Source organism: Wolbachia endosymbiont (group B) of Apotomis betuletana, assembly GCF_947250475.1.
Taxonomy (GTDB): domain Bacteria; phylum Pseudomonadota; class Alphaproteobacteria; order Rickettsiales; family Anaplasmataceae; genus Wolbachia.
Window position 1 is genome coordinate 1,478,172 of record NZ_OX366320.1, and the last position, 23,862, is coordinate 1,502,033.

Sequence of the window (23,862 nt, forward strand, 5' to 3'; positions counted from 1 at the left end):
ATGTGAACGAAGAGTCTTTATTAGTTAAAGCAGGAAGAAAATTTAATGATTATAAAGGGTCGATGAACCCACCAGTTTATCATTCTTCTACTATATTATTTCCTACTTACAAGGACTACTTAAATGCAGCAAATGGAGAAAGTATATACGATGTAATCAATGATGGTGTTGCAAGGGATTACAGTTACAGTAATGTTGGTACGCCTACTGTTCATTATTTTTCAAATGCACTGGCTGAAATTGAGGGTAGGGGACAAGCACTCATCTACCCTTCTGGATTATTTGCACTTACTTTTGCTATTTTGACTTTCACTAAAGCAGGTTCACATGTCCTGATACAAGATAATAGTTATTATAGGCTAAAGAGATTTGCCGAAAATGAGCTACCAAAAAGAGGAGTAGAAGTAACTTTTTATAATCCGACACAGGATATAACTGATTTAGTTCAGAGTAATACTTCACTCATCATGATTGAGACTCCTGGTTCTATAACGTTTGAGATTTCAAATATAGAGCATATAGTAAAAGTTGCTAAAGCACGTGGAATCGTAACCGTTTGTGACAATTCATGGGCCACTCCTTTGTTGTTTAAGCCGCTTGATTATGGAATTGATGTTGCACTATACGCGGTGACAAAGTATCTAGCCGGTCACTCAGATCTAGTGATGGGAGCTATGGTTGCTGAAAGTAAAATTTTTAAATTGCTTTATGAGAGCTATAAAAATTATGGAGTCACCATTCAATCGCATGACTGTTACCTTGCACACAGGGGACTTAGAACACTGCAAACACGCATGAGGAAGCATCAAAGTACAGCAATGCAAGTGGCAAAGTGGCTGGAAAAACATCCAAAAATCAAAAAAGTCTTATACCCCGCACTCTTTTCCTATTCTCAGCATGATTTATGGAAAAGTTATTTCAAAGGGGCAAGTAGCGTATTTAGTATAGTACTCGATAGAGAATATTCATGTGAAGAACTAGGCTGCATGGTTGATCACATGAAAGTTTTCGGCATTGGTGCTTCTTGGGGAGGATGTGACAGTTTGATATTACCAGTAGACCATAGATCTATGTCAAGATCTGTAATGAATTCAGATTATGGTGGAAGTTTTGTGCGAATATTTTGCGGACTAGAAGATCCTGAAGATTTGATTTTTGACTTGAATACTGCATTAATAAGACTGCCATGTTCAAGTGTTAAAGATGATTGTGAGACTGAAAGAGCTACTGCATAACATTGTAAATGCTGACTTTGATATTGAAATCAAAGGCGTCACATGTAATCCTAAGAGAGTTAAAGAAGGTTACCTTTTTGTTTGTGTGTCAGAAAGGAGTAAAGAACACGTAACATGTCTTCCTAATGGATGTGTACACAACTGTGTAGACGTTGTAATACAAGGGGCCAAGAAAGATGTCATCCCAGTGCTCAGACACTGGGATCCAGAAAATTTAATTGTAAACAAGCATACTAGACAATTGTATAATGAAAACTGGATTCCAGTGTCCGCTACTCGAATGACAAGTACTCCAAGTTTTGCAGTGCTTTACCACTCGGACCCTCAAGGAATATACAGTGAAATAGTCAGCAGGTTTTATCAATTCAAACAACCTAAATATGTTGCTGCTGTAACTGGTACGAATGGTAAAACTTCAGTGGTGGAATTTTGTCGCCAGATTTGGCAAGATAATGTAGCGTCTATAGGAACACTGGGAACATGTGTCAATAATAATAGAAAAGATAATAGCCTTACAACGCCAAGTGCAGATGATCTTTATTCCACATTGCGTGACATAAATAATAAGAACGTAGAACACTTAGCATTAGAAGCTTCAAGCCATGGAATCGATCAATACAGAATCCATGGACTCAGGCTCAATGCTGCAGCTTTTACTAATTTTTCTCAAGATCATTTGGACTATCACAAAAGTATCGATGAGTATTTTGAGGCCAAGAAAAGGTTGTTTGATGAGGTATTGCCAAAAGAAAAAACAGCGATTTTAAATGCAGATATAGGCGAATATGGAGAGTTGCTCAACATAGCTGAAAAGCGTGGCAACAAAGTTATAACCTATGGAAAAAAAAACTCTGACATTACTTTATTAAAGCAGATACCCACTGCCAATGGTCAATACCTAACAATTCAAATCGGTGATGAAATTTATAACGCATTTTTTCCGATTTTTGGGCAATTTCAAGCATATAATTTGTTGTGTGCAATCGGTATAGTTATTTCATCTGGTATGGACTATCAAAGAATGTGTATAGATAAACTCGCTTCTCCACCTGGAAGAATGGAAAAAGTGAACACTTTTGCATTTGTCGATTACGCTCATACTCCAAGTGCACTCAAACAAGCTCTGTTGTCTTTAAAATGGCACTTCAATAAAAAGATAGTTCTAGTGTTCGGTTGTGGCGGGAATCGTGATCAAACAAAACGTGCAGAGATGGGTAAAATAGCACAAATGCTTGCAGGTAAAGTTATAGTCACAGATGACAATCCGCGTGATGAAGATCCGGGGAAAATTCGTCACGATATTTTGTTACATTGCCCTGATGCACTGGAGATAGGAGATAGAAAAAAAGCTATAGAGAAAGGTATAAATATAGCACATGATGAAAATATGATTCTGCTAGTTGCAGGAAAAGGACATGAAAGATTCCAAATAATAGAAGGCCAATCCCTTGAATTTAGTGATGTTGAAGTTATTAGAGAGGGCCAAAAATTTGCTACTGCTGTTTTGCTCTCTCCTTCATCCAACGCCTGAATGGCTTTTTTCCTTAAGTCATAACTTTACGCTGCTGGCATTTTTACCTTCTTGTTACACTAAATCACTATCTTATCTTGTTCCTACTATTATGAGAAGAGCTATACAAGGATATGAAAGTGGAGATTGTGGTTACAAGATTAGTGAGAGAATATAGAAAAATTGAGGATGAAATATTGCGTGATATAGTTCATTTAGTGATAAAGGCTCTTACAGGTATAGTAGCGCTTCATAAGTAAGAATATTTTTACAAAGAATTTAATAATCACAATTTAGGCAATGATGAAAGTTCTTTAAGAAAAAAGTTTAATACTATCAAGAAAAGTTTGCATAGGCATAGCAATATAATACATAATAATCAAAATATCTAAAATTCTGTCAATTTATTTGCACAGTCAATCACTTGAGAATTCGGAAATTGATTTTTAAACCAAGTGTACTGGCGTTTTGCATAATGCCTTGTGTTTGTTTGAGCAATCTGTATTGCTTCGTCTAAAGTAATCTCCCCTTTTAAGTATCTTATAATTTCTGGTACTCCATGTGCTTTCATAGCTGGCAAATGTGGAGATGGGTTCATGCTAAGTAGGTTTTTTACTTCATCAATTGCTCCATTTTCAACCATTTCAATAAAACGAGAATTTATTTTTCGGTATATATCCTCACGTTTAGGTAGAATTGTATATACCTTAAAATTATTGAACAAAGGAGGCTGTCTATTTTCTTGCCATACAAAGATTGTCTTGCCAGTTTCAGTGATAACTTCAAGTGCTCTTGAGAGGCGATGTGAGTCATTAATAAATATTTTACCTTGAATCCTTGGATCTTTGCTTAGCACTAATTTGTAGAATTCCTCTTTACTTAAATTTTTCCTAAGTTCATTTACGTTTTCTCTCACTTCCTGGCTTATTTGTGGAATCGATGATAATCCCTTGATTAAGCTGCTAATGTAAAGCCCACTTCCTCCAGTGATGATGGGTATTCGTGAATTTTTCAGCGCGTTGTTAACTTCCCTCTTTAAATCCTCTAGCCATAAACCTACGGAATAATTTTCTCTTGCTGAAACATAACCGTATAGCCTATAAAATTCTTTCTGCTTTGGTGGTTGAGCAGTAATTACGGGAATCTCTTTGTATACCTGCTTTGAGTCACAGTTTATTATGCTAATGTTTTTATACTTTTTTATCAAGTTATCGCATAATTCTGATTTACCTGAGGCTGTAATTCCTGTAATAATTACTATATTATCCTTCATTTATATTAATTTAACTAACCTATGATAGGGTGTAGTAAAAATTTGGATTCTACAATCTAAAATTTGGAGACTTTTATGGCAGAAAATGATAACGATAACTCGTTTACTAAGCGTTTTACAAATAGGACCTCTAATGAGACAAGAGGAGGTTTTTCCAGTAAGTATTCATCTCAAAATACCAAAGAACATGCACTAGGAGCAAAAGGAAAAATTTCTGAATTGGCAAACAAAAAAGCTGAAGCCAAGGAAGCTTTTTCTGAAAGTGGCGGCATAAAGAGTAAAAGCAGAACTATCAACGAAAGATCCTTTGCTGATGCAACAAGAAGAAGTAGATCAGATCTCATATATCTAGTTCGTGGTAAAGATCGAGGAAGATCAGCTTGGCACTATGTATTAGTTGATAAAGATAAAAGAGAAATGTTTCTGGCAAAAAGTAGAACTGGCTCTATAGATGTTGCAGATTATGGAGAGATTTTATATTCAGGATGGGGAGATGATCCACCACAGGAGATAGTCGATAAAATCAATGCGGAGTTCGGATTGTAGTAAATCTGTTGTAAAAGCAACAAGGACAACATTGCAAATTTAGAGTTCAAAAGGGTTATTCCTCGAGAACTACTGCGTCAGAAAGCTGGCGTTGAATTTGTATATAATGTTGACCTTGGAGGTTTTTATGAATAATAGTGAGAGAAAAGAAAAATTGGAAACTCGCATTTTATCAAGTAGAGGCAGGTCTTTACTTGACCATGAGCTACTGGAACGTACTCTATCTGAATGTGAAGAAGGAAGAGAAGTGGCCAAAAAGCTAATAGAGCTCTTTAGTAGTTTAGGAAGGGTAATTAACGCTGACTTTCATGAGCTAAAAAATGTTACAGGAATGAATGATGGAGCAATAGCAAGTATCTTTTGTCTGAAAGAGATTTTCGATAGGATACTGAAAGGTAAGTTAAAAAAGCTGTCGATTCTTGATAACAGAGAAGAGCTACTAAAATACTTTAAAACAGCAATAGGGCAGTCACGAAAGGAAAGCTTGCGAGTAATATACTTAGATCGAAGTGGTCATTTGATATACGAGTATATTCAAGACTGTGGAACTATAGACAGAGTACCTCTATATGTGAGAGAAATAATCAAACAGGGATTACTGATCGATGCATCATCTATTGCAATTTCACATAATCATCCAAGTGGAGATACAGAACCATCAAAGGAGGATGAGGATAACACACTTACATTAGCTGCAACCTGCGAAAATGTAGGAATGAAATTAATAGATCACATAATCGTAACACAGAAGAGCCACTTTAGTTTTTATGATAGTGGTTTATTGTAATCTGTAGACCGGAAGGAAAGTTCTCCAACTTTCCTTCTTTTTTTCTACTTCATAAATTAAAAAATTCAATATAAGCTTGAGCAGCTAAAATTAGTAATGAAAGGTGGAATTAGGCAAAAAAATAAAAGAACTTAGATTATACTGTGGTTTAACACAAACTGAGTTGGGAAAGAAAATAGGCGTTTCGTATAGACAAATACAAAGGTACGAAAATAGTTCAAACCAAATTTTGGCCAGTAGGCTATACGACTTAGCAAAAGCACTATCGATTAATGTGGCTGATTTTTTTACTGATGTGCATGTCGACTCACATGAAACTTATGATGAAGAAATACTAAAATTAGTCAAAGGATATAATGAAATTAAAAGCAAAAGGTTACGTAGCGTAGTTTATATATTGGTAAAATCTTTTTCTCAAAGTTACAATGAGAGTTAGTATTGCTTCAATACCTCAGTTAATATATTAATAAATGATTGTACAAGATGAACAACATCCTATTGATAAACAAATAGGTGAAAGAATAAGGAAGAGAAGGTTAATATGCGGTTTTAGCCAAAGAGACTTAGGAAAAAAGCTCGGAATTTCATTTCAGCATATACAAGGATATGAAACTGGAGAGGTAAGGCTTGTAATTGATAGATTGTATAATTTGGCAGAAGCTTTGTCCGTTGATATGTCATATTTTTTTACCAAAGCTTCTGAAGACTTACACGATAAGGCCTTTTGTAGCGATGTGGGTAGTGAAGAAATATCAAGGCTAGTGAGGGAATACAGGAAAATTAAGGATGAAACGTTGCGTGATATTGTGCATTCAGTGATAAAAGCGCTTGCCAATAAATAATATTGCCTGAATATATCTTCAATCCACTTCTACAAGCAATGCTAGTTAAGGTAAATTTTTTATGGTAATTTTGATTAAATTTCAAGAACTACTTTACTTTGCAATAATTATGGCTATGTAAAAACATAGCCACCAATCAAGAACGTCCTACAGATGTCGTTTTGGTATCTTTTAATTTGCTCACCCAAGAAAAGGTCTCACTACTTTTAGAATTTTGGTCGCCCCACCTTCCACATCTAGTAAAGCTGCCTTTTTCCACTACTTCTTTAACAGACATTCCACCAAATAAACAACCCTTTCCTACGATTTCTCCTATTTCTTGCAACTCGTTCCACATTTCTTCATCTTCTACCTCAACTTGTACTTGATGATAGTCTTCTGTGTCATGATATATCATTAAATTTAGCTCTCCTAGGCTAGTGCAAAGTGTTACTGTAAATACACCTACGACAATGTTGCAAATTTTTATTTTCCTTTCCATTATGTCCAGAAGAGTTCGGTAGCTCTTTTACGCGAAATACCACATTTACGTCCTCAAGGTTAATTTCAATTCTCTTGACCAATGTTCTGATAATATCACGTTTAGTTAACCAGTCTGCGTTATCAAGGTTTAACGTAATATTGGAAGAAAAGTCTTCTAAATTGGCCACAACCAGAGTTACCTCCTGTTCTAATTCCTTTTGATAAAATATCTTTTTCTTCTCTTCTTTAATTGTTTTTAAGCTTTGTTTCATTGCTTTAATTCGTGGTTCAAATTCCTCTTGATTGATATATTCTTGAGCATAACTATCGATAAGTCTAGCAATACCACGTTTTAATTTATTTTCTTGTTTCTCTAGCAGGTCACTTTTTTGATCCAATGATGATTTTTTTAGTTCTGAAAGCCTACGCTTGTATTCTTCTAAAATCCTGTTTGGATTTTTCAATAACTGCTTAACCTCTTCCCACACAGCTGTTTCTAATGCATCTGAGCGAATGGGTTTATTGTCACAAATCTTATTACCACCAAAACGGTAAGAATCTTTACCACTACAACGGTAATATGCATAATGACCACCTTCTTCTTCTCGTCTACTTCTCATGCAAGTTCCGTAACATCCGTAATTACAACGCTTACATATGACTAAACCTTGTAGTAAGTACTTTGCTCCTCTTTTTCTTGTCCTTGCTACTTTTCTATTTTCAGCTAATTGTTCTTGAACAATATCAAATATATCTTCATCTACTATATTTGGCACTTTAATATAAATCCAATTTGCTTTTTCAACAGGATAGACAGAGTGGTTACTTTTTGGCTGCTCACAAGAGCCTTTCTGTGGTCTTACTTGCTTTAATCTTACTCCTAACCTTCTTCTACCAAAAGCTGCTTGTCCTTTGTAAGCAGGGTTTTTCAACATACTCCAAATTGTACCTTTATTCCAGCGTTCTTTTCCTTTTTGTGTCTTAATGGACATAGTATTTAGCCGACGACATACTTCCCCAATACTTGTTCTTTCTCTGCCTATCCACAAAAATACTTTACGAACGACATCAGCTTCTTTTTCGTTAATCTCAAATAAAGCTTGTCCTCCTCCCATATGCTTATCTATATAACGATAACCATAAGGAGCTCCTCCCATTACATTTACATAGCCTTTGTTAGCTGCATAGATTTTACCACGACGACTTCGTTCCATAATTTTCGCACGTTCATATTCTGCTATCATACCTTGCATTTGTAACAGTAATTGAGATTCTGGGTTACCGTTAATCTCATAATTTAAAAAAACCACTTTTGCTCCTGCTTTTTCAAATTCTTCAATCAGCACCATTTGATATGCATATTTTCTAGATAAACGATCAGGAGAATGAATGTAAATCTTATCAATTTTACCTTCTGTTACTTTATCACGTAATTTTTCTAAATCAGGGCGGACTAAATGAGATCCACTGTAGCCGTTATCAATAAATTTATACTCACTTAACAATCTGTATCCGTCCAGATTAATTTGCTTCTCTAAAGCTGCAATTTGACTTTCTATCGTATTTCCTTCTACTTGTTTCCCCGAAGAAACTCTCGCATATAAACATACTGTTACCATTTGACCCTCCTTGAATCCCATTTTTATGTTTTAAGTTTTTTTGACTTATTTCCTTTGACACTACCTTTTCATAAGCATCTGATAAGCATTGTTCTGCTAACCGATTAGGTTCATAGCTACAGCTAATTTGGATAGCTAATCTCTTGTTTCTCATGACTTTTCCTTGAAATAATATGTTCATATCATTCCTTAAAGCCGATGGTTAATTGATTATTAGCGCTATAAGTAAATCGGACTCTTGGTTCTGGACACAGAAGTTTTCGAGAAATGGTTTTCTCTAGTTTTATTTTTATGTTTTTTGCAACATTGTCGGTAGTGTAAAAGCGCTGTTATCGGATATATCTACGTAATTTCTTTTACCGTCTTTCCCAGTTTTGACCTCAACTTCACCATCACCTATTTTTATGATATTGCCACCGAGATTTAAATCTCCCTTGCTCAGGCCCAAGTTTTTTGCGCCTTCTACAACTTTGGCAACATCAACTATGCAGCTATGTGAAAATTCCATATAGAAGGTCTTATTATCAATTTCTACATTTTCAACAGTTCCTTCTATAGTAGCGTTCTCTCCAACTTCCCTGAGCTTTTTGAGCCTACTATATATTTGTGGCTCAATTTCTTTTTGCACTTTTTCAGCTATTTTCTTATCAACTTGTACATTAAAATCTGCTCCATGTAAGGCTAACTTCCTGATTATATCTTCTTGTTTATTTCCTTTGAACTCATCACGATACATCTTAAACATTGTAACGTTAGCAAAGCTAAAGCCATCCTCATTGGCAGCATTTATTCTTATTCCTAAATCCAAAACTTCATCGACAATTTTACTTAATTTGTCTATATTTTCAGCTGCAATAGCTTTTTCCAAGAATTCATTTAGTTTCATATTTTCATATTCACTTAGCCTTATCTTGCATAAAGCTGATCGAAATGGATTGAGCTCCTCAGGATATGTTAAGACAGGTAATTTACTAATCTTTTTATTTGCTGTTGGAGCAGCTTTTATAAAATTAGGTAATAACCCTTCTTTTGCTATTCGCTCTACCGCTTTTAACATTTTACTAGACAATTTTTTACCATTTATTTTTTTCATTGTAACCCTCACTTAATTTCATTACTATTCGATCATATCGTGATAAATATTATTTAATTGTTAATATTATACGACTTATTGATTTACTGTATATTATAATAACAAGTTTTGCGGGCATCTACACTAGAAAAACACATCCTATAAAAATTATTTCAGTTTCAACAAAAATGGGGTATCGTAATCGTAAAATTGAAAAAAATGGATATCCTATCTTACTCTACTGAAAAGCTGAAAAAGCATTGTCAGCTACTTGATGATGAAGAAAAAATAGTTCTATATGAGCAGCTGCTAGACAAGGCTAAAGACATACTTGAAAATTCAAGAGATAATGTTTCTGAACTGAAAAAGATCAGTAAAGCTGCTTTAGCAATAGAGGAAACTACCGATAAGCAGTTACTAGAAAAGTTTAATGATGACCACCCGCTAAGAGAATTGGATATTCTGATCTATTCTCCTCAAGGAAACACTGACGTAGCAAACTATTTATTCAGTATAGATAACTCATCAGAGCTTTATGATTTAAAAAAAGATAAGGATAAAGCTCTTTATAATGCAGTTAAGTCAAATGATGTTGAGCTCATAAAAAAGCTGCTCATGATTCTTGTACCTGAAAAAGTAAGTAATTTTGATACGAAATATTTGGAAGAATTAAAAATATCGTTATCAGGAATTCACAAAGAATTTCAATTATCACAAGATATGAAAAATTATCTTGTGAAGACGATAAAGTTCTATAGTTTTTTATGTAGTAATTTTAGCTTATTAGTTGCAAATCCTACTGATGTAAAAGCTATGATCAATCTGTTTGCTACCCAACCAAATATTGATTACCAAATAGATAAGCTTCTGCTTTCTTTTATTGTGAAAGATGTTGAGGAAAAAAAGCTGAATTCTGAAATCAAACACATGATAGAGCTTCTTGAGCAGCATGAAAGATTTGTTGAGCTCGAATATAAGGTTAGAAGATTAAGATCAGAGTTTGCATGTGGCAAAAGCAGATACTCGGCTGAAGTAATACGAAATAGCATTGCAGAACGAGAAAAAGAGATGAGGGAAATTGAGAAAAAATACGTAAGGCCAAACGATTTAATTAGCGAGAGGCAGAAATTATTAAAGCAATTACTTTGCTAGCTTTTTTTCCACTTCATAAAATTTGTTGTAAATTTGAATAAGAGGTGAAAAGTGCAATTAGGTAAAAAAATAAAACAACTTAGGTTAGATCGTGCTTTGACACAGACCGAATTGGGAAAGAGAATAGGTGTTTCGTATAGACAGATACAAAAGTACGAAAATGGTTCAAATTGTGTTTTGGCCAGTAGATTATATGATTTAGCAAAAGCACTATCGATAGATGTTGCTAACTTTTTTACTGATATGCACACTGACTCACATGAAGCTTATGATGAAGAAATACTAAAGTTAGTCAAAGGATATAATGAAATTAAAGGCAAAAGGTTACGTAGTGTAGTTTATACATTGGTAAAATCTTTTTCTCAAAGTTATAATGAAAGTTAGTACTACTTTAATATACAAGTTAAGGTATTAATAAGTGATTGTGCAAGATAAACAACATCCTATTGATAAACAAATAGGTGAAAGAATAAGGAAAAGAAGGCTAATGTGTGGTTTTAGTCAAAGAGACTTAGGAAAAAAGCTTGAAATTTCATTCCAGCATGTACAAGGATATGAAAGCGGAGAGATTAGGCTTGTAGTTGATAGGTTATATAAATTAGCAGAAGTACTATCGGTTGATATGTCGTATTTTTTTACCAAAGCCTCTGAAGACTTACATGATAAGGCCTTCAATAGCGATGTAGGCAGCGAAGAAATATCAAGGCTAGTGAGGGAATATAGAAAAATTGAGGATGAAACTTTGTGTGACATTGTTCATTTAGTGATTAAGGCTCTTGCTCACAAATAATACAGGTTTTAAAGTACAAATACCTGGATATTTTCATAACATGAAGAAGTTTTCAATAAACCATTGCGTCAAGTTAAGGAAAAGTAGAATAAGGAAAAAAGAAGATGAAAAAAAACTATTTTATATATTAAGTTAGTAATTTATAAACTTTTCTAAAATAATTGCAACCGTTCACAGAGATAAGGTAGTGCAAGAAAAGGTTGTAGCAGAAAACGCTTCTAAGAAACTCCCTCAACCAGTTCATCTTTTTGAACTAAGATGTAGCCAAATTCCTGTGCTTTTTTGGGGAATGTTCAAAAAAGTGTGTCAAAGCGAATTTTTAGTTCAACTCAATTTTTAACCTATCAGGAAAAAAGATATCAAGTTGAGATATAGTTAGAGCCCAATTAGGCAAAGCCATAGCCCATTTTTGCTCTATCTTTTTTATAGCACAATATACCAATTTGTACAAGGCATTTGTACTGGTAAATGAACCTTTGGTTTTAGTAAATTTTCTGATTTGTCTGTGCAACCCCTCAATTGGATTGGTGGTATAAATTAGCCTTCTAACAGGGCCAGAATACTTAAAATAACTAGACAAATTTTCCCAATTGTTTTGCCACGATTTTATGACTAAAGGATATTTTTCACCCCATTTTTCCTCCAGTTCAAGTAAATAATTTTCGGCGATTTCTCTACTTGTAGCACGGTATATTTTTTTCAAATCATTCATAAAAACTTTTATATCTTTGCTGGATACGTATTTTAGTGAATTTCTTATTTGGTGCACAATGCATAACTGTACCTCAGCATTGGGAAATACGCTATTTATAGCTGTAGGGAAGCTTTTCAGACCGTCAACACAAGCTATCAAAATGTCTTCTACTCCTCTCTCTTTTAAGTCATTTAATACGCCTAGCCAGAAGTTAGCTCCCTCACTTTCTGCTAAGTAAAAACCCAGTACTTCTTTTCTGCCATTTTGGTCTATTCCTAATATATTGTACATGCATTTACTTATGCAATGTCCATTCTCTTTGACCTTAAAAAACATCCCATCCATAAATACTATCGGGTATACTGATTGTAGGGGACGACTCCTCCATTCATTGATTATAGGCAGTAATTTATCTGTAATTCCAGATATCTCTGCTGCAGATATTTTATGGTCATAGATTTCTTCCACATAGGATGCTATATCCCTGTATCCCACACCGCTTGCAAACATGTTCAAGACCTTTGTTTCAAGTTCTGTTGTTTGCCTTTTTTTCACTATCTGTGGTTCGAAACTTCCCTCTCTATCTCTTGGTGTCAATAGTTCAAATGAACCTGCACTCGTCTTCAAAGTTTTGCCATTCTTTCCGTTTCTTCGATTCTTTTCTTCTCTTTCATTGGATAAATGATGCTCTATTTCACCTTCTAGACTTGCTTCCAGCAGCCTTTTTACAAATGGTGTTAATGCTCCATCTCTCCCCATCAATGGTTTACCTTCCCTTATTGATGACAGTATATTTGCTTCCAGCTCTTTGTAATCTACCAGGCCAGTCGTTCCATTTTCTATTTTGTAACTCATATATCAAACCTCTATTTTTTGTTTCTATTTTATTTTTATTTCTCGGTTTGACACACTTTTTTGAACATTCCCTCTTTTTTAGCTTATTATAGAAGCTGTCTCAAAGTATCCGTTCAGATGCATGACTAATGTGTAAATATCGAAGCAAAAGTGGTGTCATCCCAGTGCTTGACACTGGGATCCAGTTTTCTTTACCAAAAGTGTTTCATTCTATAACGCAAAATCCATACTTACCAAACCGAATGCATTACTTGCAATCTCGATCCCAGTGTCAAGCACTGGGATGACAGAAAAAGGAGCACTGCCATCATATTGGATAACACCATTTATTTCTATAGCTGTCTTTTCTATCTTATTTTGCCACCCTACTGAACGAATACCTTACGAGAAGTTACTAAGGGTTTTTATTTAGTCTGACTGCATCCTTTACCTTATCTAACAACCCATTAATAAAGCCAATTTTGTTTGGAGCATCAAGTAAATCAGATGCAATGTTAGTATATTCATTAATAACAATTGGTGCTGGTGTATCAAAATCAATTAACTCACATACTGCAACACGCAAAATAGATAAGCTTATAAGATTTAATCGTGAAAGTGACCAGCTTGGGTGTAAATAAGACTCTATTATTTTATCATATTCTTCACTGCTTTTTATAACCTTACATAACAAGTTTTCTAAGAACTGATGTTCAAATTCTTCACATTCAAATATATCTTTCAACGTACTTATGTAGTCCTTAAGTTCACAATTTTCCAATTTAAAAGTGCTTTTGTTGTAACCTACGAAAATATTTGAGTAAGCAACTTGTACAACAAAAAATCTTGCCGTACTTCTTTTTATGCGCCACTTTTTATCTACTGGTTTTTCCTCCATTATTTTAATTTATTGTGTAGATCTATCATATGCAAAACAGTTGAGGCTGCATGGCCACCAACGTTCTTTTTATTTTTGTCAGCTCTAATTAGTGCTTTATCTTTACTATCTGCTGTGATTATTCCCATACCAAGAGGTATTGCATGATGCATAACAATTGCATTTAAGCCTTCGATTACTCCTTTACAAACGTATTTATAATGATCAGTTTCACCACGAATTACACATCCAAGAGCTAAATAACCATCATAATTAGTATTCTTGCCTTTGACCGCAAAAAGAATTGCAGCTGGTATCTCAAACGTACCAGGCGCTTTAATTATCTCGTAACCAATATTATTTCCTTTGAATTTATCAGTTGCACCCTCAAGCAAAAGGTTTGCTATTTCAGTATAATAAACTGAATTAACTATTAGTATTTTCGACATTCATTCCTACTTTTCTTGTTAAAAGCAACTTTATTAATGATTGTTGAACCAGAGTTATAATATTACTAAATATCCAATATATTACCAGGCCGGCAGGAAAAGAAGAAAAAATAAAGACAGAAATGTAAGGTAAAAACTTCATAACATTTACTTGAATATCATCTTTACTGGTTTGATCTTTCTCACTTAGCTTCTGCTGAATTATCATGGTAGCGCCGAAAATTATAGGTAAAATGCCTATAGAAATAGGAAAGTTATAATTAAACAACCCAAATAATGTAAAAATGTTTGTTGGATCAGAAGCTGAAAGATCCTTAATCCATAAATAAAAAGGGGCGTGTCTCATCTCTATAGTAACAAATAATACTTTATACAGAGCAAAAAATACTGGTATTTGTATGAGCATAGGGAAAATGCTCGACATTGGATTTACATTGTTTCTCTTGAACAACGCAATTGTCTCTTTGTGCTGCTTTAAGCTGTCATTTTTGTACAACTCTTTTATACGAGTTAATTCAGGCTGCAGGCTTTTCACCTTGAACATCGAAATATATGATCTATTAGATAAGGGAAGCATCAAAAGTTTGATTACTAAAGTTAGCAATAATATTGCTAAGCCAAAATTTTTCAAAACAAAGTTAAAATATTCAAGCAGTAAAAACACTGGCTTGGTTATAAAATAAAGTACACCAAAATCTACAGCCTTATCAAATAAAGGTATATTAAGAGTGTCTTTATAAGAATCAAGTAAATTCAACTTCTTTGCCCCAGCAAAAAAGTAGTTCAGAGTAGAAACACTTGCACCAGGGAGTATGTGTTTGTAAGGTTTAACAAAATCTACTTGAAACTTATCAATGTTATTAACATTCGTATGCTTAATACTTACATTTATTTGATCAGATTTTTCAGGTATGATAGCTGTAAACCAATATTTATCAGCAAAACCAAACCAACTTTTTTCACTTGTGCTGGCCTTTATTAAACGTTTCTTGGAAATATCCTTATATGTCCACTCCTCTAGTTTATTGTTAAATGCACCTAGTACTCCTTCATGTGATATCCAATAGGATTCGTTAATATTATCACGTTTACGATTGATTTTACCATAGGGAACCAAAACTACATTATCTTTTGTATTGTTTTCAATAATTTGCTCAACTTTAAACATGTAGTTATCGTCAAGGCTAATTTTCATTCTAAATAAAATGCCATTTTCATTATCCCAAAATAAATTGACCTCTTTTTGATTGAGTTTATCTGCTTGCCATACTGTTTTAGAATCTGGAACTTTAATCTTTTCATTCGGATCGAGCCACCCAAATTCTGCGAAATATACATCTTTTGATTCTGCAGGTGACAGTAACACCACTTGTGGAGAAGAAGAACTCGGTTCTAAGTGGTAGTTAGTTAAGATTAAGTCATCAAACCTTGCACCTTTCAGAGAAATTGATCCTTCAAGCATGTTATTGGTTAAATTAACTCTCTGTTCTCTAGTAGAATTAATAATTTCAGAACGATTTTGGTATATCATAGGAGCAAGGTCGTTAGAAGATTCGATATGTTCAATATTTTCAATCGATGGTTGGCTTTGGCTCGTGTTAAGAAAATTATCATAAATAATATGCCATAATACTATAATCAATATAGAAAGAATTGTTGCTAAAATTAAATTTTTTGCTTCTGACATGAAATTAAATCGAACATACCTCCTTAAAGTATATATTAAATATTGTACTAAAACAATAAAATTTACTTATTTTTAATAATAGCTTTTAACGCTAATCTTAAAAATTTACTCTTATGGCTTCAAATTTTAATAATATGAATGCAGCAAAAAATCTAGTTATTTGGCTACTGATAATAGTCATTACTGCAATGTTTATTGATTCACAAGGGGATAAACTAAGCAATAGGTTTCTGAGCACTTTTCTACCGTACAAAGGAAGGGTTCAAAATGGCGGAAGTATTGAATTTACAAAGTCATGCGATGGACACTTTTATATTCAAGCTCAAGTCAATGATCGTAATATAACGTTTTTGCTTGATACCGGAGCAACTGATATTGTTCTATCGCAAAAAGATGCGTTACATGCTGGTATTAACTTACAAAACATTCAAGACTTTAAAATATATGAAACTGCAAAAGGTCAAATAAAAGCTGGAGTGGTTCAAATACCTCAAGTTAAAATAGGAAATTTTTTAATTAATGATGTGCACGCTAGTGTTAATACTCACTCTATGTCCCATTCATTACTTGGTATGAGCTTTTTGAGATATTTTCATTTCACTATTAGGGATAACAAGCTAATATTATATCGTAGTTAAACGTTCTATACTCTACTTATCAACGCTCTGCAGGTCAATATAGGAGCAGAGATAAATATTGCGGAACAGGTGCCGATTGCAATGCCAAAAGAAATGATTAAGCAGAAGTCTCTGACCACACCTGTACAAATCAGCACTAAAGGAAGAGCGGCAAGAAGAGTAGTACCTGAAGTTAACATAGTGCGAAATAGCGTCGAATTAATGCTGGCATCAACTACTTCACCTATTTTTGCATTTTTTCCACTTTTTTGATACTCTCGAATCCGATCATATATAACCACTGAGTTATTGATTGAGTAGCCAATTACGGTAAGGAGAGCTGCAACTGATGAAATATTAAACTCAATACTCGTTAAACTGATAAAGCCAAGAGTTAAAATCACATCATGGATCAGTGCCATTATTCCACCAAGTCCACACTGCCAGTTAAATCTAAGCCAAACATAAAAAAATATTCCAATAATTGCAATTAACATAGCTGATATCCCTTCAAATATCTGCGTTGAGCCTATTTGTGGACCAACATAATCTATTTTGCGATAAGTTACTAAATTACCTAATTTGCTCTCTAATATACTTTTAACCTTTTTAATTTTATCTTCATCTCCCTCATCTTTAAACCGCACAACTAAGTTATCACCAGCTTTTGAACTCTGTATCGTAAATCCACTCTCTTTTAATATACCGAGAATAGCATCATCCTTGCTTGAAGATTTTATCTCTATCAAAATTCCACCTGTAAAGTCTATACCCAAATTCATTCCTCGCAGCATAAAAGTAAGCATTGAAAAAATGATAAGAATAACGCTAACAAGTGCTGTCAAATTTCTATATTTACTAAATTTTATATCAAGATTATCTGGAATAAGTCTAATTGCCATATTTCCTACTTAAATTGTGATTTTATATACTTTTTAAGCAATCGACTAGCTATTTTCTCTTAGCTTATACTAATAATGATCTTTGATTTACTTAATCTACTTGAAAAAGATATTTGATCAAAAAAATGAAAACAGCCTGGTTGTCATTAATAAAGTGCTACTTAAACATCTTTTTTAATCGATTGATTTCATCAGCAAATTTTGGGTCAGTTCTTATGAAATTTTCCACTTGTTTGACTGCGTGTATAACAGTAGCATGATCTCTACCACCAAAATTTCTTCCAATATCTGGTAAACTTTTTTGCGTAAACTTCTTTGCGAAATACATAGCTATTTGTCTCGGCCTCGCAAGACTGCGGAGCCTTCTATTAGATTGCATATCTGCAATCTTTATATTGAAAAATTCAGCTATTTTTTTCTGTATTTCTTCTATTGTGATTGACCTATGATTTGACCTAAGAAGATCAATTAGGGTCTCACTAGCTGATTCTACTGTCATGCTTCTTCCAATTAAAGAGGTATGAGCAACCTTATTTAATGCTCCTTCTAGTTCTCTTATATTGGATTTTATATTCCTTGCCAAAAATTCTAGGACATCCTTGGGAACATACATATTCATTCGTTCCACTTTCGCCTGCAATATACCAAGTCTTAATTCAAAAGTTGTTTCATTAATATCTGCAACTAATCCCCAACCAAGTCGTGATTTTATTCTTTCTTCTACTCCATCAAGATCACTAGGAGACCTATCAGCTGATATAACCAATTGTTTATTTTGGTCTATCAATGCATTGAAAGTGTGAAAAAATTCTTCTTGTGTACTATCTTTACCACTGATAAATTGCACATCATCTACCATCAATACATCTACTGATCTAAATTGCTCTTTAAATAACATAATATCTTTGCTCCGCAGCGCCGTAATATATTGATACATAAATTTCTCTGCTGATAAATATACCACTTTTCTTTTTGCTGACGGAGAATTGACTATGTCCCAAGCTATAGCATGCATTAAATGTGTTTTACCAAGTCCCACTCCACCATATAGAAATAAAGGGTTGCTTCCTGATATTGGATCTATAGATTCCGCTACACGCTTTGCCGCTGTAAATGCTAACTCATTTGACTTTCCTACCACAAAATTATCAAAAGTGAATCTGGTATCTAGTGGTGAACCAAGATTATGATTATTTTCCTCTCTATTTTTTAGTATCGTATTAGAATTTGAATTTCTTTCTTCAATTAATTGAATATCAATAGAACATACACTTTGATCTTCGCTTTGCCATAATGACAATATTTTTTCCATGTAGTGAACTGTAATCCACTCCTTTATAAATCTTGTTGGTACAGACAACAAAACTTCTCCATTTCTGTTGCTGATAAATCTTAGTGAACTCAGCCAGCTGTTATATGTTGCTTCTCCATAGAGATTATGGAGATAATTTTGGATTTTTTCCCAAGTAACATTGTGGTCCGTTACTGTAATAATCTGATCAAAAAACATAGTAGAAACCTTAGGGTTAGTTAAGTTCATATACCACACCAAGAAAGAACAATAATCAGAAAGATGCAAGATAATCAATAGCTTACTGTAAGATAAAAAGCTAACACTACTTAATACATATCTAAAATTATGAGGATTTTTTGACGAGTTGTAAAGAGTATAAAAGCACTAAAATTGATCATTTTTTTGAAATAAAAACAATCAATTTGTAAATGTCGCTTGTACCGAGGATTAGAAGTATGTTATTAAAAAATAGTAATATATTATGTATAAATAAGATATTAAATTTACTGATAAATAAGTAAAGTACTTGTATAAATATAGCTGATTTAGTATAAATTTATTGAAGTAAATTTGTGATTATATTAAGTAATTTGAGTCATAATACTGTATTCGGTATTGAACTGGAGTTTTACACTGAGGGAATAAAAAAAGAATATTTATTTCTGAATAGCATCAAAAATAAAATAGCTTCTCTTGGATTTTTTTGTGAGAAAGAGAGTTCTTTAAACCAATACGAGATAAAAAGTGATTGTTATACGAGTCCTGATAATTTAATTATGCATTTTGAGTTAGTAAAAAAATTACTGATTGGAACAGCACAAGAGTTCGATGGTAATGTTTCTTTTAAAGCAAAACCTTATTTGGATAGAGCAGGCAGCGCACTAAATGTACATGTTAGCCTCATGGATTCAAATAATAATAACTTATTTTATGGCAATAAGCAAAAATATAGTGAACACCTGATTCACAGCATAGGTGGATTATGTGCAATGATGAAAAAACATATGCTATTTTTTGCTCCAAATGATGATTCATATTTAAGATTTCAGTACCCAGATATTCATACTCCAACTACGATTAGTTGGGGAGTGAATAACAGAACTGCTGCGATAAGAATTCCCTATTTTGGCAACGATTCCAAAAGATGCCGCCTAGAGCACCGTGTTCCTGGAGCAGATTGTAACCTTGAAAAAGTACTCACAGCAATAATTGAAGGTATAGTTTTTGGTATAGAGAACAAAATTGCTCCGCCAAATAGAGTGTATGGCATTGCATCTGATCCTCAATATAAGATGGAGAGTTTGATATAGCAACTACCTGTTAAACCCTAACCCATTAAACTCCTTTGAGGTAATTGGCCATTCTAGCACTTTCCTCACATCATTATTTACATTCCCATACTGTAATAGCAAGTCTGCAGCAGATAGTTTCTGCGTACTTTTAGATGATCCAAGCCCTATATTGGTAAGGTTGCTCGGTGGCTGCTCAGGAAGTGGATTACCAAGTGCATCCATGTGTTTAGGTAAAGGTTCCATAACAATATTTGTAGCACTAGAAACGAAATGACTATCTGTAGTATCAGCACTTTTAGAAAGTGAATTACCTTTGAAATCCATATGTTTAGGTAGTCCATTTTTCATTTCTTCTTCTGCTCTTTTATTTTTTAATTCTTCTTCTAGCTCAGTTTCAGTTCTTTTTGGTTCTTTTACGGTATCTTTTTCTTCACCTTCATCAACACTGCTATACCCTTCATCTTCTGACATATCATCAGTTTTAACAGACTTAGCTCCTGCTTTATTAAGCAATGAAAGTAATGCGTAAGTAACTGCAGCAGCAGTAACTATAATGGCTATCTTTGCAGCAATGTGAATCACTGTTAAAAATACTAAAGTTGATGAAACACCAACCAACCCAGATACGATCACTTTATTCTTGCCTTCTGTCACACTTAAAACTGCTACCATAATAATCCCTCAAATACCATACTAAAGTCATATTATATAGAAATTTTCTTACGCTTGCAAAATTGTAAAAATTTTAATCATTTACATAAAGCTATATGAGGATTAATTAATATATAATTTATCTTAGCTATAATATGATATAAATACGTATAATGTTTGGCATGAAAAGCTTACTTGTAGAGAGGAATAGAACAGTAATATTATTGCTTATCGTGATTTTACCTTCGGCTCATACACTTATATAAAGATGCCAAGAGAAAGCAATCCTGATATACAGATTCCTATAATTAGTGTATTTGTCGGGTTTCCTGGTATTTCTGTCGAGGATAGTGAAAAGCTATTAGTGCTTCCTATAGAAAATGAACTAAGATCCATCGAAGGTGTAAAAGAATTGAGAGCTTTTGCAACTAATGATGGTGCTCACATGATAATCGAATTTAGAACAGAGTATAATAATAAAGAAGTGCTCGATAATGTCCGTTCAAAGCTTTTAAACATAAAATCAAAATTACCTATTGAAGCAGAATCTCCGATAATCAATGAAATAGACTTGAGCTTATTTCCGATACTAAACGTTGGCTTGATTGGTAATTTGCCGGAAAGAACTTTAACTGAAATAGCACGCAAACTAAAGAAAGAAATAGAATCTCTGCCAAATGTTCTTAAAGTTGAAGTAGCAGGTATGCGTAAAGAAACAGTGGAAGTTATAATTGAGCCCACAGTTCTAACAAAATATAACATTCAATCAAATGAGATATTTCAAGCTATATCAAACAACAACAGATTGGTAGGAGCCGGATCACTAGAAAATGATACCGGTAAATATTCGATTAAAATATCAGGGTTATTAAAAGACATAGAAGATATTATGAATATTCCTATTAGATCTCAAAGTGATGCAGTTTTGAGAATCAAAGATATAGCAAAAGTATACCTTGGGTTTGAGGATCACCAAGGATTTGCTCGTATTAATGGACTACCTAGCATTGTACTAGAAATTTCAAAACGTAATGGAAAAAACATAATAGACACGGTAAATCAAGTAAAATACTTAATGGACAAAGCAAAAGATCAATTACCTAAAAATTTAAAAGTAGTTTATTTGAATGACCAGTCAAAAAATGTACGTGATGTGCTTGACGACTTGGAAAATGGTATAATATTTGCCGTATTACTAATATTAACCATAATAATGCTCTTTATGGGAACAAGGGCTGCTATTCTTGTTGCACTATCAATACCTGGCTCCTTTCTAATAGGAATAATGGCTCTTTACCTCATGGGTATTACTCTAAATATAGTTGTGCTCTTCAGTTTAATTATGGCAGTTGGCATGCTGGTTGATGATGCAATTGTAATCAGCGAATATGCTGATAGAAAGATGATTTGTGGCATGGATAAAGTAGAAGCCTTTTGCACCTCAGTTCATGATATGTTCTATCCAGTTTTATCATCAACATTGACTAAATTAGCAGTGTTTTTCCCTCTGTTACTCTGGCCCGATACAGTCGGTAAATTTATGCAGTACATACCAATTACAATAATTCTAACTTTAACTGGATCGCTAATTATGGCTTTGGTTTTTATACCAACACTTGGTGCAATATTTGGTAAACCTTCCATAACTTCAAAAAAAGAAATAATAAGAATGAGTGCTATAGAAAGTGGTGAGATAAAAAATACTGGGCTTATAATAAGAACTTATGTACGTATGTTAGAGAAAGTCTTAGATCACCCCAAAAAATTTGTATGTGTTGTTGTGTTTGTTTTATTTTTGTCTAGTATATTATATTTTACTTTTGGTCCTGGATTAAAGTTCTTTCCGAATGTAGATTCAGATAACATTTTAATCAGCGTTAAAGTAAAAGAAAGCTTATCAGCCAAAGAACGAGATTTGATACTTAAGAAAGTAGAAGAACGTATTTTGGGTGTTGAAAAGGAAATTTATGTTTTTTATGCTCGATCAGGAAAATTTTCAGACAACGTTATTGCCAAAATTCAATTGGAACTTGTAGATTGGCGCTGCAGGCGCAAAGCTACGCAAATACTAAATGATATAAGGAGTAGTGTACAAAACATAAAAGGAGTAATAATTGATGTACAGGAACAAAAGTCAGGACCATCAGCTGACAAGCCAATACAAATTAACTTAAGCGGAAGTGCATCCAACTTGAATTCAGTAGCAGAGAAAATCCTAAAAATTATGGACCAACCTTCATCTGGATTTATAAATATTCAAGATAGTAGATCAGCACCTGAAATAGAGTGGAATATGAGTATTGATAAGAGTAAGGCTACAAGCTCTGGAGTAAGTGTTGCAACCATCGGTGATTTTATAAAAATGGTTACAAATGGAGTATTAATTGGAAAATATAGACCAAATAACGCAGATGAAGAAATTGATATTGTACTACGCTTTCCCAGAAAGAATCGCAACATGAAAACTATAGATAACCTTTTTATTAATACAGCAAATGGACCATATTCTATGAGTAGCATAGTGAAATACGTTCCCGAAAAAAAGGCAAATAAACTAAGTAGGATTGATGGATCACGCACAGTAACAATCTCTGCTGACGTTGATACTGGCTATCTTGTTGATGAAAGAGTTAAGTTCATTCAAAATTCGATTACTCAAGACTGTAGTAAAGGAGTAAAGATTGATTTCAAAGGTGATAAGGAAGATCAACAAAAATCAGGAGCATTTTTATTAAAGGCTTTTATATTAGCAATTACATTGATGATATTGGTGCTAGTGGCACAGTTTAACAACATATACTATACATTTATCGTAATGACAGCAGTGTTTTTATCAACAACATGTGTATTTTTCATTTTCTTTCTTATTCAGAAAGTTTTTGTAGTTGTCATGTGTGGAGTGGGGATAATTGCTTTAGCAGGAATTATAGTGAATAATAATATACTATTGCTTGATGCCTTTCATCAGCAAATTAAGGTGCGCAAAAATAACATTAAGCAATGTATAATAAACGCTTCAATTTCTCGCATCAGGCCAATACTACTTACCGTTGCAACTACAGTTCTTGGTTTAATACCTATGATTACTAGGTTAAATATCAGTTTTTTTACGCTACAAATCACATATGATGCTCCATCAAGCCAGTGGTGGGTTGATATTTCAGCAACCATAGCAAGTGGAATATTGGCTGCAACGGTCTTAACTTTACTCTTTACTCCGGCGTTGCTTGTCATACAAAGACATGAAAAAACTTGACTTAAATTAGCAATCATTTAA

General features: G+C 33.6%; 22 protein-coding genes and 1 pseudogene. 12 read left to right on the forward strand and 11 right to left on the reverse strand.

Translation table 11 applies throughout. The features are described from left to right. Window positions 1–2 precede the first annotated feature (2 nt). Both metC and OOK82_RS06890 read left to right on the forward strand, forming a co-directional pair. The gene (gene metC / locus OOK82_RS06885) at window positions 3–1,235 is read left to right on the forward strand and encodes a cystathionine beta-lyase (RefSeq protein WP_006013396.1); all 1,233 of its coding nucleotides are present in this window, start codon (window positions 3–5) and stop codon (window positions 1,233–1,235) included. After that, window positions 1,204–2,766 (forward strand): Mur ligase family protein, encoded by a 1,563-nt coding sequence (locus OOK82_RS06890; protein ID WP_264687252.1) that lies wholly within the window; start codon window positions 1,204–1,206, stop codon window positions 2,764–2,766. The genes metC and OOK82_RS06890 overlap by 32 nt, the downstream gene beginning before the upstream one ends. A 367-nt stretch (window positions 2,767–3,133) precedes the next feature. On the opposite strand, the gene miaA is transcribed toward OOK82_RS06890, so the two are convergent. Further along, the gene (miaA, locus tag OOK82_RS06895) at window positions 3,134–4,018 is read right to left on the reverse strand and encodes a tRNA (adenosine(37)-N6)-dimethylallyltransferase MiaA (RefSeq protein WP_010407423.1); all 885 of its coding nucleotides are present in this window, start codon (window positions 4,016–4,018) and stop codon (window positions 3,134–3,136) included. 75 nt (window positions 4,019–4,093) lie between these two features. On the opposite strand from miaA, the gene OOK82_RS06900 reads away from it, so the two are divergent. From OOK82_RS06900 to OOK82_RS06915, 4 genes are all read left to right on the forward strand, one after another. Next, window positions 4,094–4,564 (forward strand): hypothetical protein, encoded by a 471-nt coding sequence (locus OOK82_RS06900; protein WP_127464170.1) that lies wholly within the window; start codon window positions 4,094–4,096, stop codon window positions 4,562–4,564. Window positions 4,565–4,691: 127 nt separating this feature from the next. Continuing rightward, window positions 4,692–5,351 (forward strand): JAB domain-containing protein, encoded by a 660-nt coding sequence (locus OOK82_RS06905; RefSeq protein ID WP_012673223.1) that lies wholly within the window; start codon window positions 4,692–4,694, stop codon window positions 5,349–5,351. A gap of 103 nt (window positions 5,352–5,454) precedes the next feature. Next, window positions 5,455–5,787, forward strand: a complete 333-nt coding sequence (locus OOK82_RS06910; protein ID WP_041582615.1) for a helix-turn-helix domain-containing protein — start codon at window positions 5,455–5,457, stop codon at window positions 5,785–5,787. A gap of 34 nt (window positions 5,788–5,821) precedes the next feature. Next, on the forward strand, window positions 5,822–6,193 hold the full coding sequence (locus OOK82_RS06915) for a helix-turn-helix domain-containing protein (protein ID WP_041582616.1): 372 nt from the start codon (window positions 5,822–5,824) through the stop codon (window positions 6,191–6,193). A 136-nt stretch (window positions 6,194–6,329) separates the two neighbouring features. Here OOK82_RS06915 and OOK82_RS06920 read toward each other — a convergent pair whose 3' ends face one another. The 3 genes from OOK82_RS06920 to OOK82_RS06930 form a co-directional block, all read right to left on the reverse strand. Further along, window positions 6,330–6,590: a hypothetical protein gene (locus tag OOK82_RS06920; RefSeq protein WP_264686642.1), complete on the reverse strand. Its 261-nt coding sequence runs from the start codon at window positions 6,588–6,590 to the stop codon at window positions 6,330–6,332. 19 nt (window positions 6,591–6,609) lie between these two features. Continuing rightward, entirely contained in the window at window positions 6,610–8,295 is a 1,686-nt protein-coding gene (locus OOK82_RS06925; RefSeq protein ID WP_264704252.1) for a recombinase family protein, read from the reverse strand. 268 nt (window positions 8,296–8,563) lie between these two features. Continuing rightward, window positions 8,564–9,367: a hypothetical protein gene (locus tag OOK82_RS06930; RefSeq protein ID WP_264704251.1), complete on the reverse strand. Its 804-nt coding sequence runs from the start codon at window positions 9,365–9,367 to the stop codon at window positions 8,564–8,566. A 198-nt stretch (window positions 9,368–9,565) separates the two neighbouring features. Here OOK82_RS06930 and OOK82_RS06935 point away from each other — a divergent pair, with 198 nt between their 5' ends. From OOK82_RS06935 to OOK82_RS06945, 3 genes are read left to right on the forward strand one after another with little or no spacing between them, the layout of a single operon-like run. Beyond that, on the forward strand, window positions 9,566–10,498 hold the full coding sequence (locus OOK82_RS06935) for a hypothetical protein (RefSeq protein ID WP_264704250.1): 933 nt from the start codon (window positions 9,566–9,568) through the stop codon (window positions 10,496–10,498). 51 nt (window positions 10,499–10,549) lie between these two features. Continuing rightward, window positions 10,550–10,882 (forward strand): helix-turn-helix domain-containing protein, encoded by a 333-nt coding sequence (locus tag OOK82_RS06940; RefSeq protein WP_264685158.1) that lies wholly within the window; start codon window positions 10,550–10,552, stop codon window positions 10,880–10,882. A gap of 40 nt (window positions 10,883–10,922) precedes the next feature. Further along, window positions 10,923–11,288, forward strand: coding sequence for a helix-turn-helix domain-containing protein (locus OOK82_RS06945; protein ID WP_264685157.1), 366 nt, complete (start codon window positions 10,923–10,925; stop codon window positions 11,286–11,288). 319 nt (window positions 11,289–11,607) lie between these two features. Here OOK82_RS06945 and OOK82_RS06950 read toward each other — a convergent pair whose 3' ends face one another. The 4 genes from OOK82_RS06950 to yidC form a co-directional block, all read right to left on the reverse strand. Then, entirely contained in the window at window positions 11,608–12,837 is a 1,230-nt protein-coding gene (locus tag OOK82_RS06950; protein ID WP_264704249.1) for an IS256 family transposase, read from the reverse strand. Window positions 12,838–13,231: 394 nt separating this feature from the next. After that, on the reverse strand, window positions 13,232–13,714 hold the full coding sequence (nusB, locus tag OOK82_RS06955; protein ID WP_064085381.1) for a transcription antitermination factor NusB: 483 nt from the start codon (window positions 13,712–13,714) through the stop codon (window positions 13,232–13,234). Next, entirely contained in the window at window positions 13,714–14,142 is a 429-nt protein-coding gene (locus OOK82_RS06960) for a 6,7-dimethyl-8-ribityllumazine synthase (RefSeq protein ID WP_007302797.1), read from the reverse strand. The genes nusB and OOK82_RS06960 overlap by 1 nt, the downstream gene beginning before the upstream one ends. Beyond that, window positions 14,120–15,829 (reverse strand): membrane protein insertase YidC, encoded by a 1,710-nt coding sequence (gene yidC, locus OOK82_RS06965; protein WP_007302796.1) that lies wholly within the window; start codon window positions 15,827–15,829, stop codon window positions 14,120–14,122. The genes OOK82_RS06960 and yidC overlap by 23 nt, the downstream gene beginning before the upstream one ends. Before the next feature lie 113 nt (window positions 15,830–15,942). On the opposite strand from yidC, the gene OOK82_RS06970 reads away from it, so the two are divergent. Next, a complete protein-coding gene (locus OOK82_RS06970) occupies window positions 15,943–16,467 on the forward strand; it encodes a TIGR02281 family clan AA aspartic protease (protein ID WP_264704613.1) in 525 nt (174 codons plus the stop codon). A 5-nt stretch (window positions 16,468–16,472) separates the two neighbouring features. Here OOK82_RS06970 and secF read toward each other — a convergent pair whose 3' ends face one another. Further along, window positions 16,473–17,348: a protein translocase subunit SecF gene (gene secF, locus OOK82_RS06975; RefSeq protein WP_010401100.1), complete on the reverse strand. Its 876-nt coding sequence runs from the start codon at window positions 17,346–17,348 to the stop codon at window positions 16,473–16,475. A 157-nt stretch (window positions 17,349–17,505) separates the two neighbouring features. Beyond that, window positions 17,506–18,888: a chromosomal replication initiator protein DnaA gene (dnaA, locus tag OOK82_RS06980; RefSeq protein ID WP_012481713.1), complete on the reverse strand. Its 1,383-nt coding sequence runs from the start codon at window positions 18,886–18,888 to the stop codon at window positions 17,506–17,508. 326 nt (window positions 18,889–19,214) lie between these two features. On the opposite strand from dnaA, the gene OOK82_RS06985 reads away from it, so the two are divergent. Continuing rightward, window positions 19,215–19,952: a type I glutamate--ammonia ligase gene (locus OOK82_RS06985; RefSeq protein ID WP_264687127.1), complete on the forward strand. Its 738-nt coding sequence runs from the start codon at window positions 19,215–19,217 to the stop codon at window positions 19,950–19,952. Window positions 19,953–19,955: 3 nt separating this feature from the next. Here OOK82_RS06985 and OOK82_RS06990 read toward each other — a convergent pair whose 3' ends face one another. Continuing rightward, a complete protein-coding gene (locus tag OOK82_RS06990; protein WP_063631240.1) occupies window positions 19,956–20,606 on the reverse strand; it encodes a hypothetical protein in 651 nt (216 codons plus the stop codon). Between the two features lie 161 nt (window positions 20,607–20,767). Between OOK82_RS06990 and OOK82_RS06995 the strand changes: the two are divergent. After that, window positions 20,768–23,841: pseudogene (locus OOK82_RS06995) on the forward strand (efflux RND transporter permease subunit). Window positions 23,842–23,862 lie beyond the last annotated feature (21 nt).

What these genes read in the sequence shown, in the direction of transcription:
- OOK82_RS06935 (WP_264704250.1), top strand. Translation starts at nt 9,566, where the DNA reads ATGGATATCCTATCTTACTCTACTGAAAAGCTGAAAAAGCATTGTCAG.
- OOK82_RS06920 (WP_264686642.1), bottom strand. Translation starts at nt 6,590, where the DNA reads ATGATATATCATGACACAGAAGACTATCATCAAGTACAAGTTGAGGTA.
- OOK82_RS06915 (WP_041582616.1), top strand. Translation starts at nt 5,822, where the DNA reads ATGATTGTACAAGATGAACAACATCCTATTGATAAACAAATAGGTGAA.
- secF (WP_010401100.1), bottom strand. Translation starts at nt 17,348, where the DNA reads ATGGCAATTAGACTTATTCCAGATAATCTTGATATAAAATTTAGTAAA.
- OOK82_RS06950 (WP_264704249.1), bottom strand. Translation starts at nt 12,837, where the DNA reads ATGAGTTACAAAATAGAAAATGGAACGACTGGCCTGGTAGATTACAAA.
- OOK82_RS06890 (WP_264687252.1), top strand. Translation starts at nt 1,204, where the DNA reads ATGATTGTGAGACTGAAAGAGCTACTGCATAACATTGTAAATGCTGAC.
- OOK82_RS06970 (WP_264704613.1), top strand. Translation starts at nt 15,943, where the DNA reads ATGGCTTCAAATTTTAATAATATGAATGCAGCAAAAAATCTAGTTATT.
- miaA (WP_010407423.1), bottom strand. Translation starts at nt 4,018, where the DNA reads ATGAAGGATAATATAGTAATTATTACAGGAATTACAGCCTCAGGTAAA.
- nusB (WP_064085381.1), bottom strand. Translation starts at nt 13,714, where the DNA reads ATGGAGGAAAAACCAGTAGATAAAAAGTGGCGCATAAAAAGAAGTACG.
- OOK82_RS06930 (WP_264704251.1), bottom strand. Translation starts at nt 9,367, where the DNA reads ATGAAAAAAATAAATGGTAAAAAATTGTCTAGTAAAATGTTAAAAGCG.
- OOK82_RS06925 (WP_264704252.1), bottom strand. Translation starts at nt 8,295, where the DNA reads ATGGGATTCAAGGAGGGTCAAATGGTAACAGTATGTTTATATGCGAGA.
- OOK82_RS06990 (WP_063631240.1), bottom strand. Translation starts at nt 20,606, where the DNA reads ATGGTAGCAGTTTTAAGTGTGACAGAAGGCAAGAATAAAGTGATCGTA.
- OOK82_RS06960 (WP_007302797.1), bottom strand. Translation starts at nt 14,142, where the DNA reads ATGTCGAAAATACTAATAGTTAATTCAGTTTATTATACTGAAATAGCA.
- dnaA (WP_012481713.1), bottom strand. Translation starts at nt 18,888, where the DNA reads ATGAACTTAACTAACCCTAAGGTTTCTACTATGTTTTTTGATCAGATT.
- OOK82_RS06905 (WP_012673223.1), top strand. Translation starts at nt 4,692, where the DNA reads ATGAATAATAGTGAGAGAAAAGAAAAATTGGAAACTCGCATTTTATCA.
- OOK82_RS06900 (WP_127464170.1), top strand. Translation starts at nt 4,094, where the DNA reads ATGGCAGAAAATGATAACGATAACTCGTTTACTAAGCGTTTTACAAAT.
- yidC (WP_007302796.1), bottom strand. Translation starts at nt 15,829, where the DNA reads ATGTCAGAAGCAAAAAATTTAATTTTAGCAACAATTCTTTCTATATTG.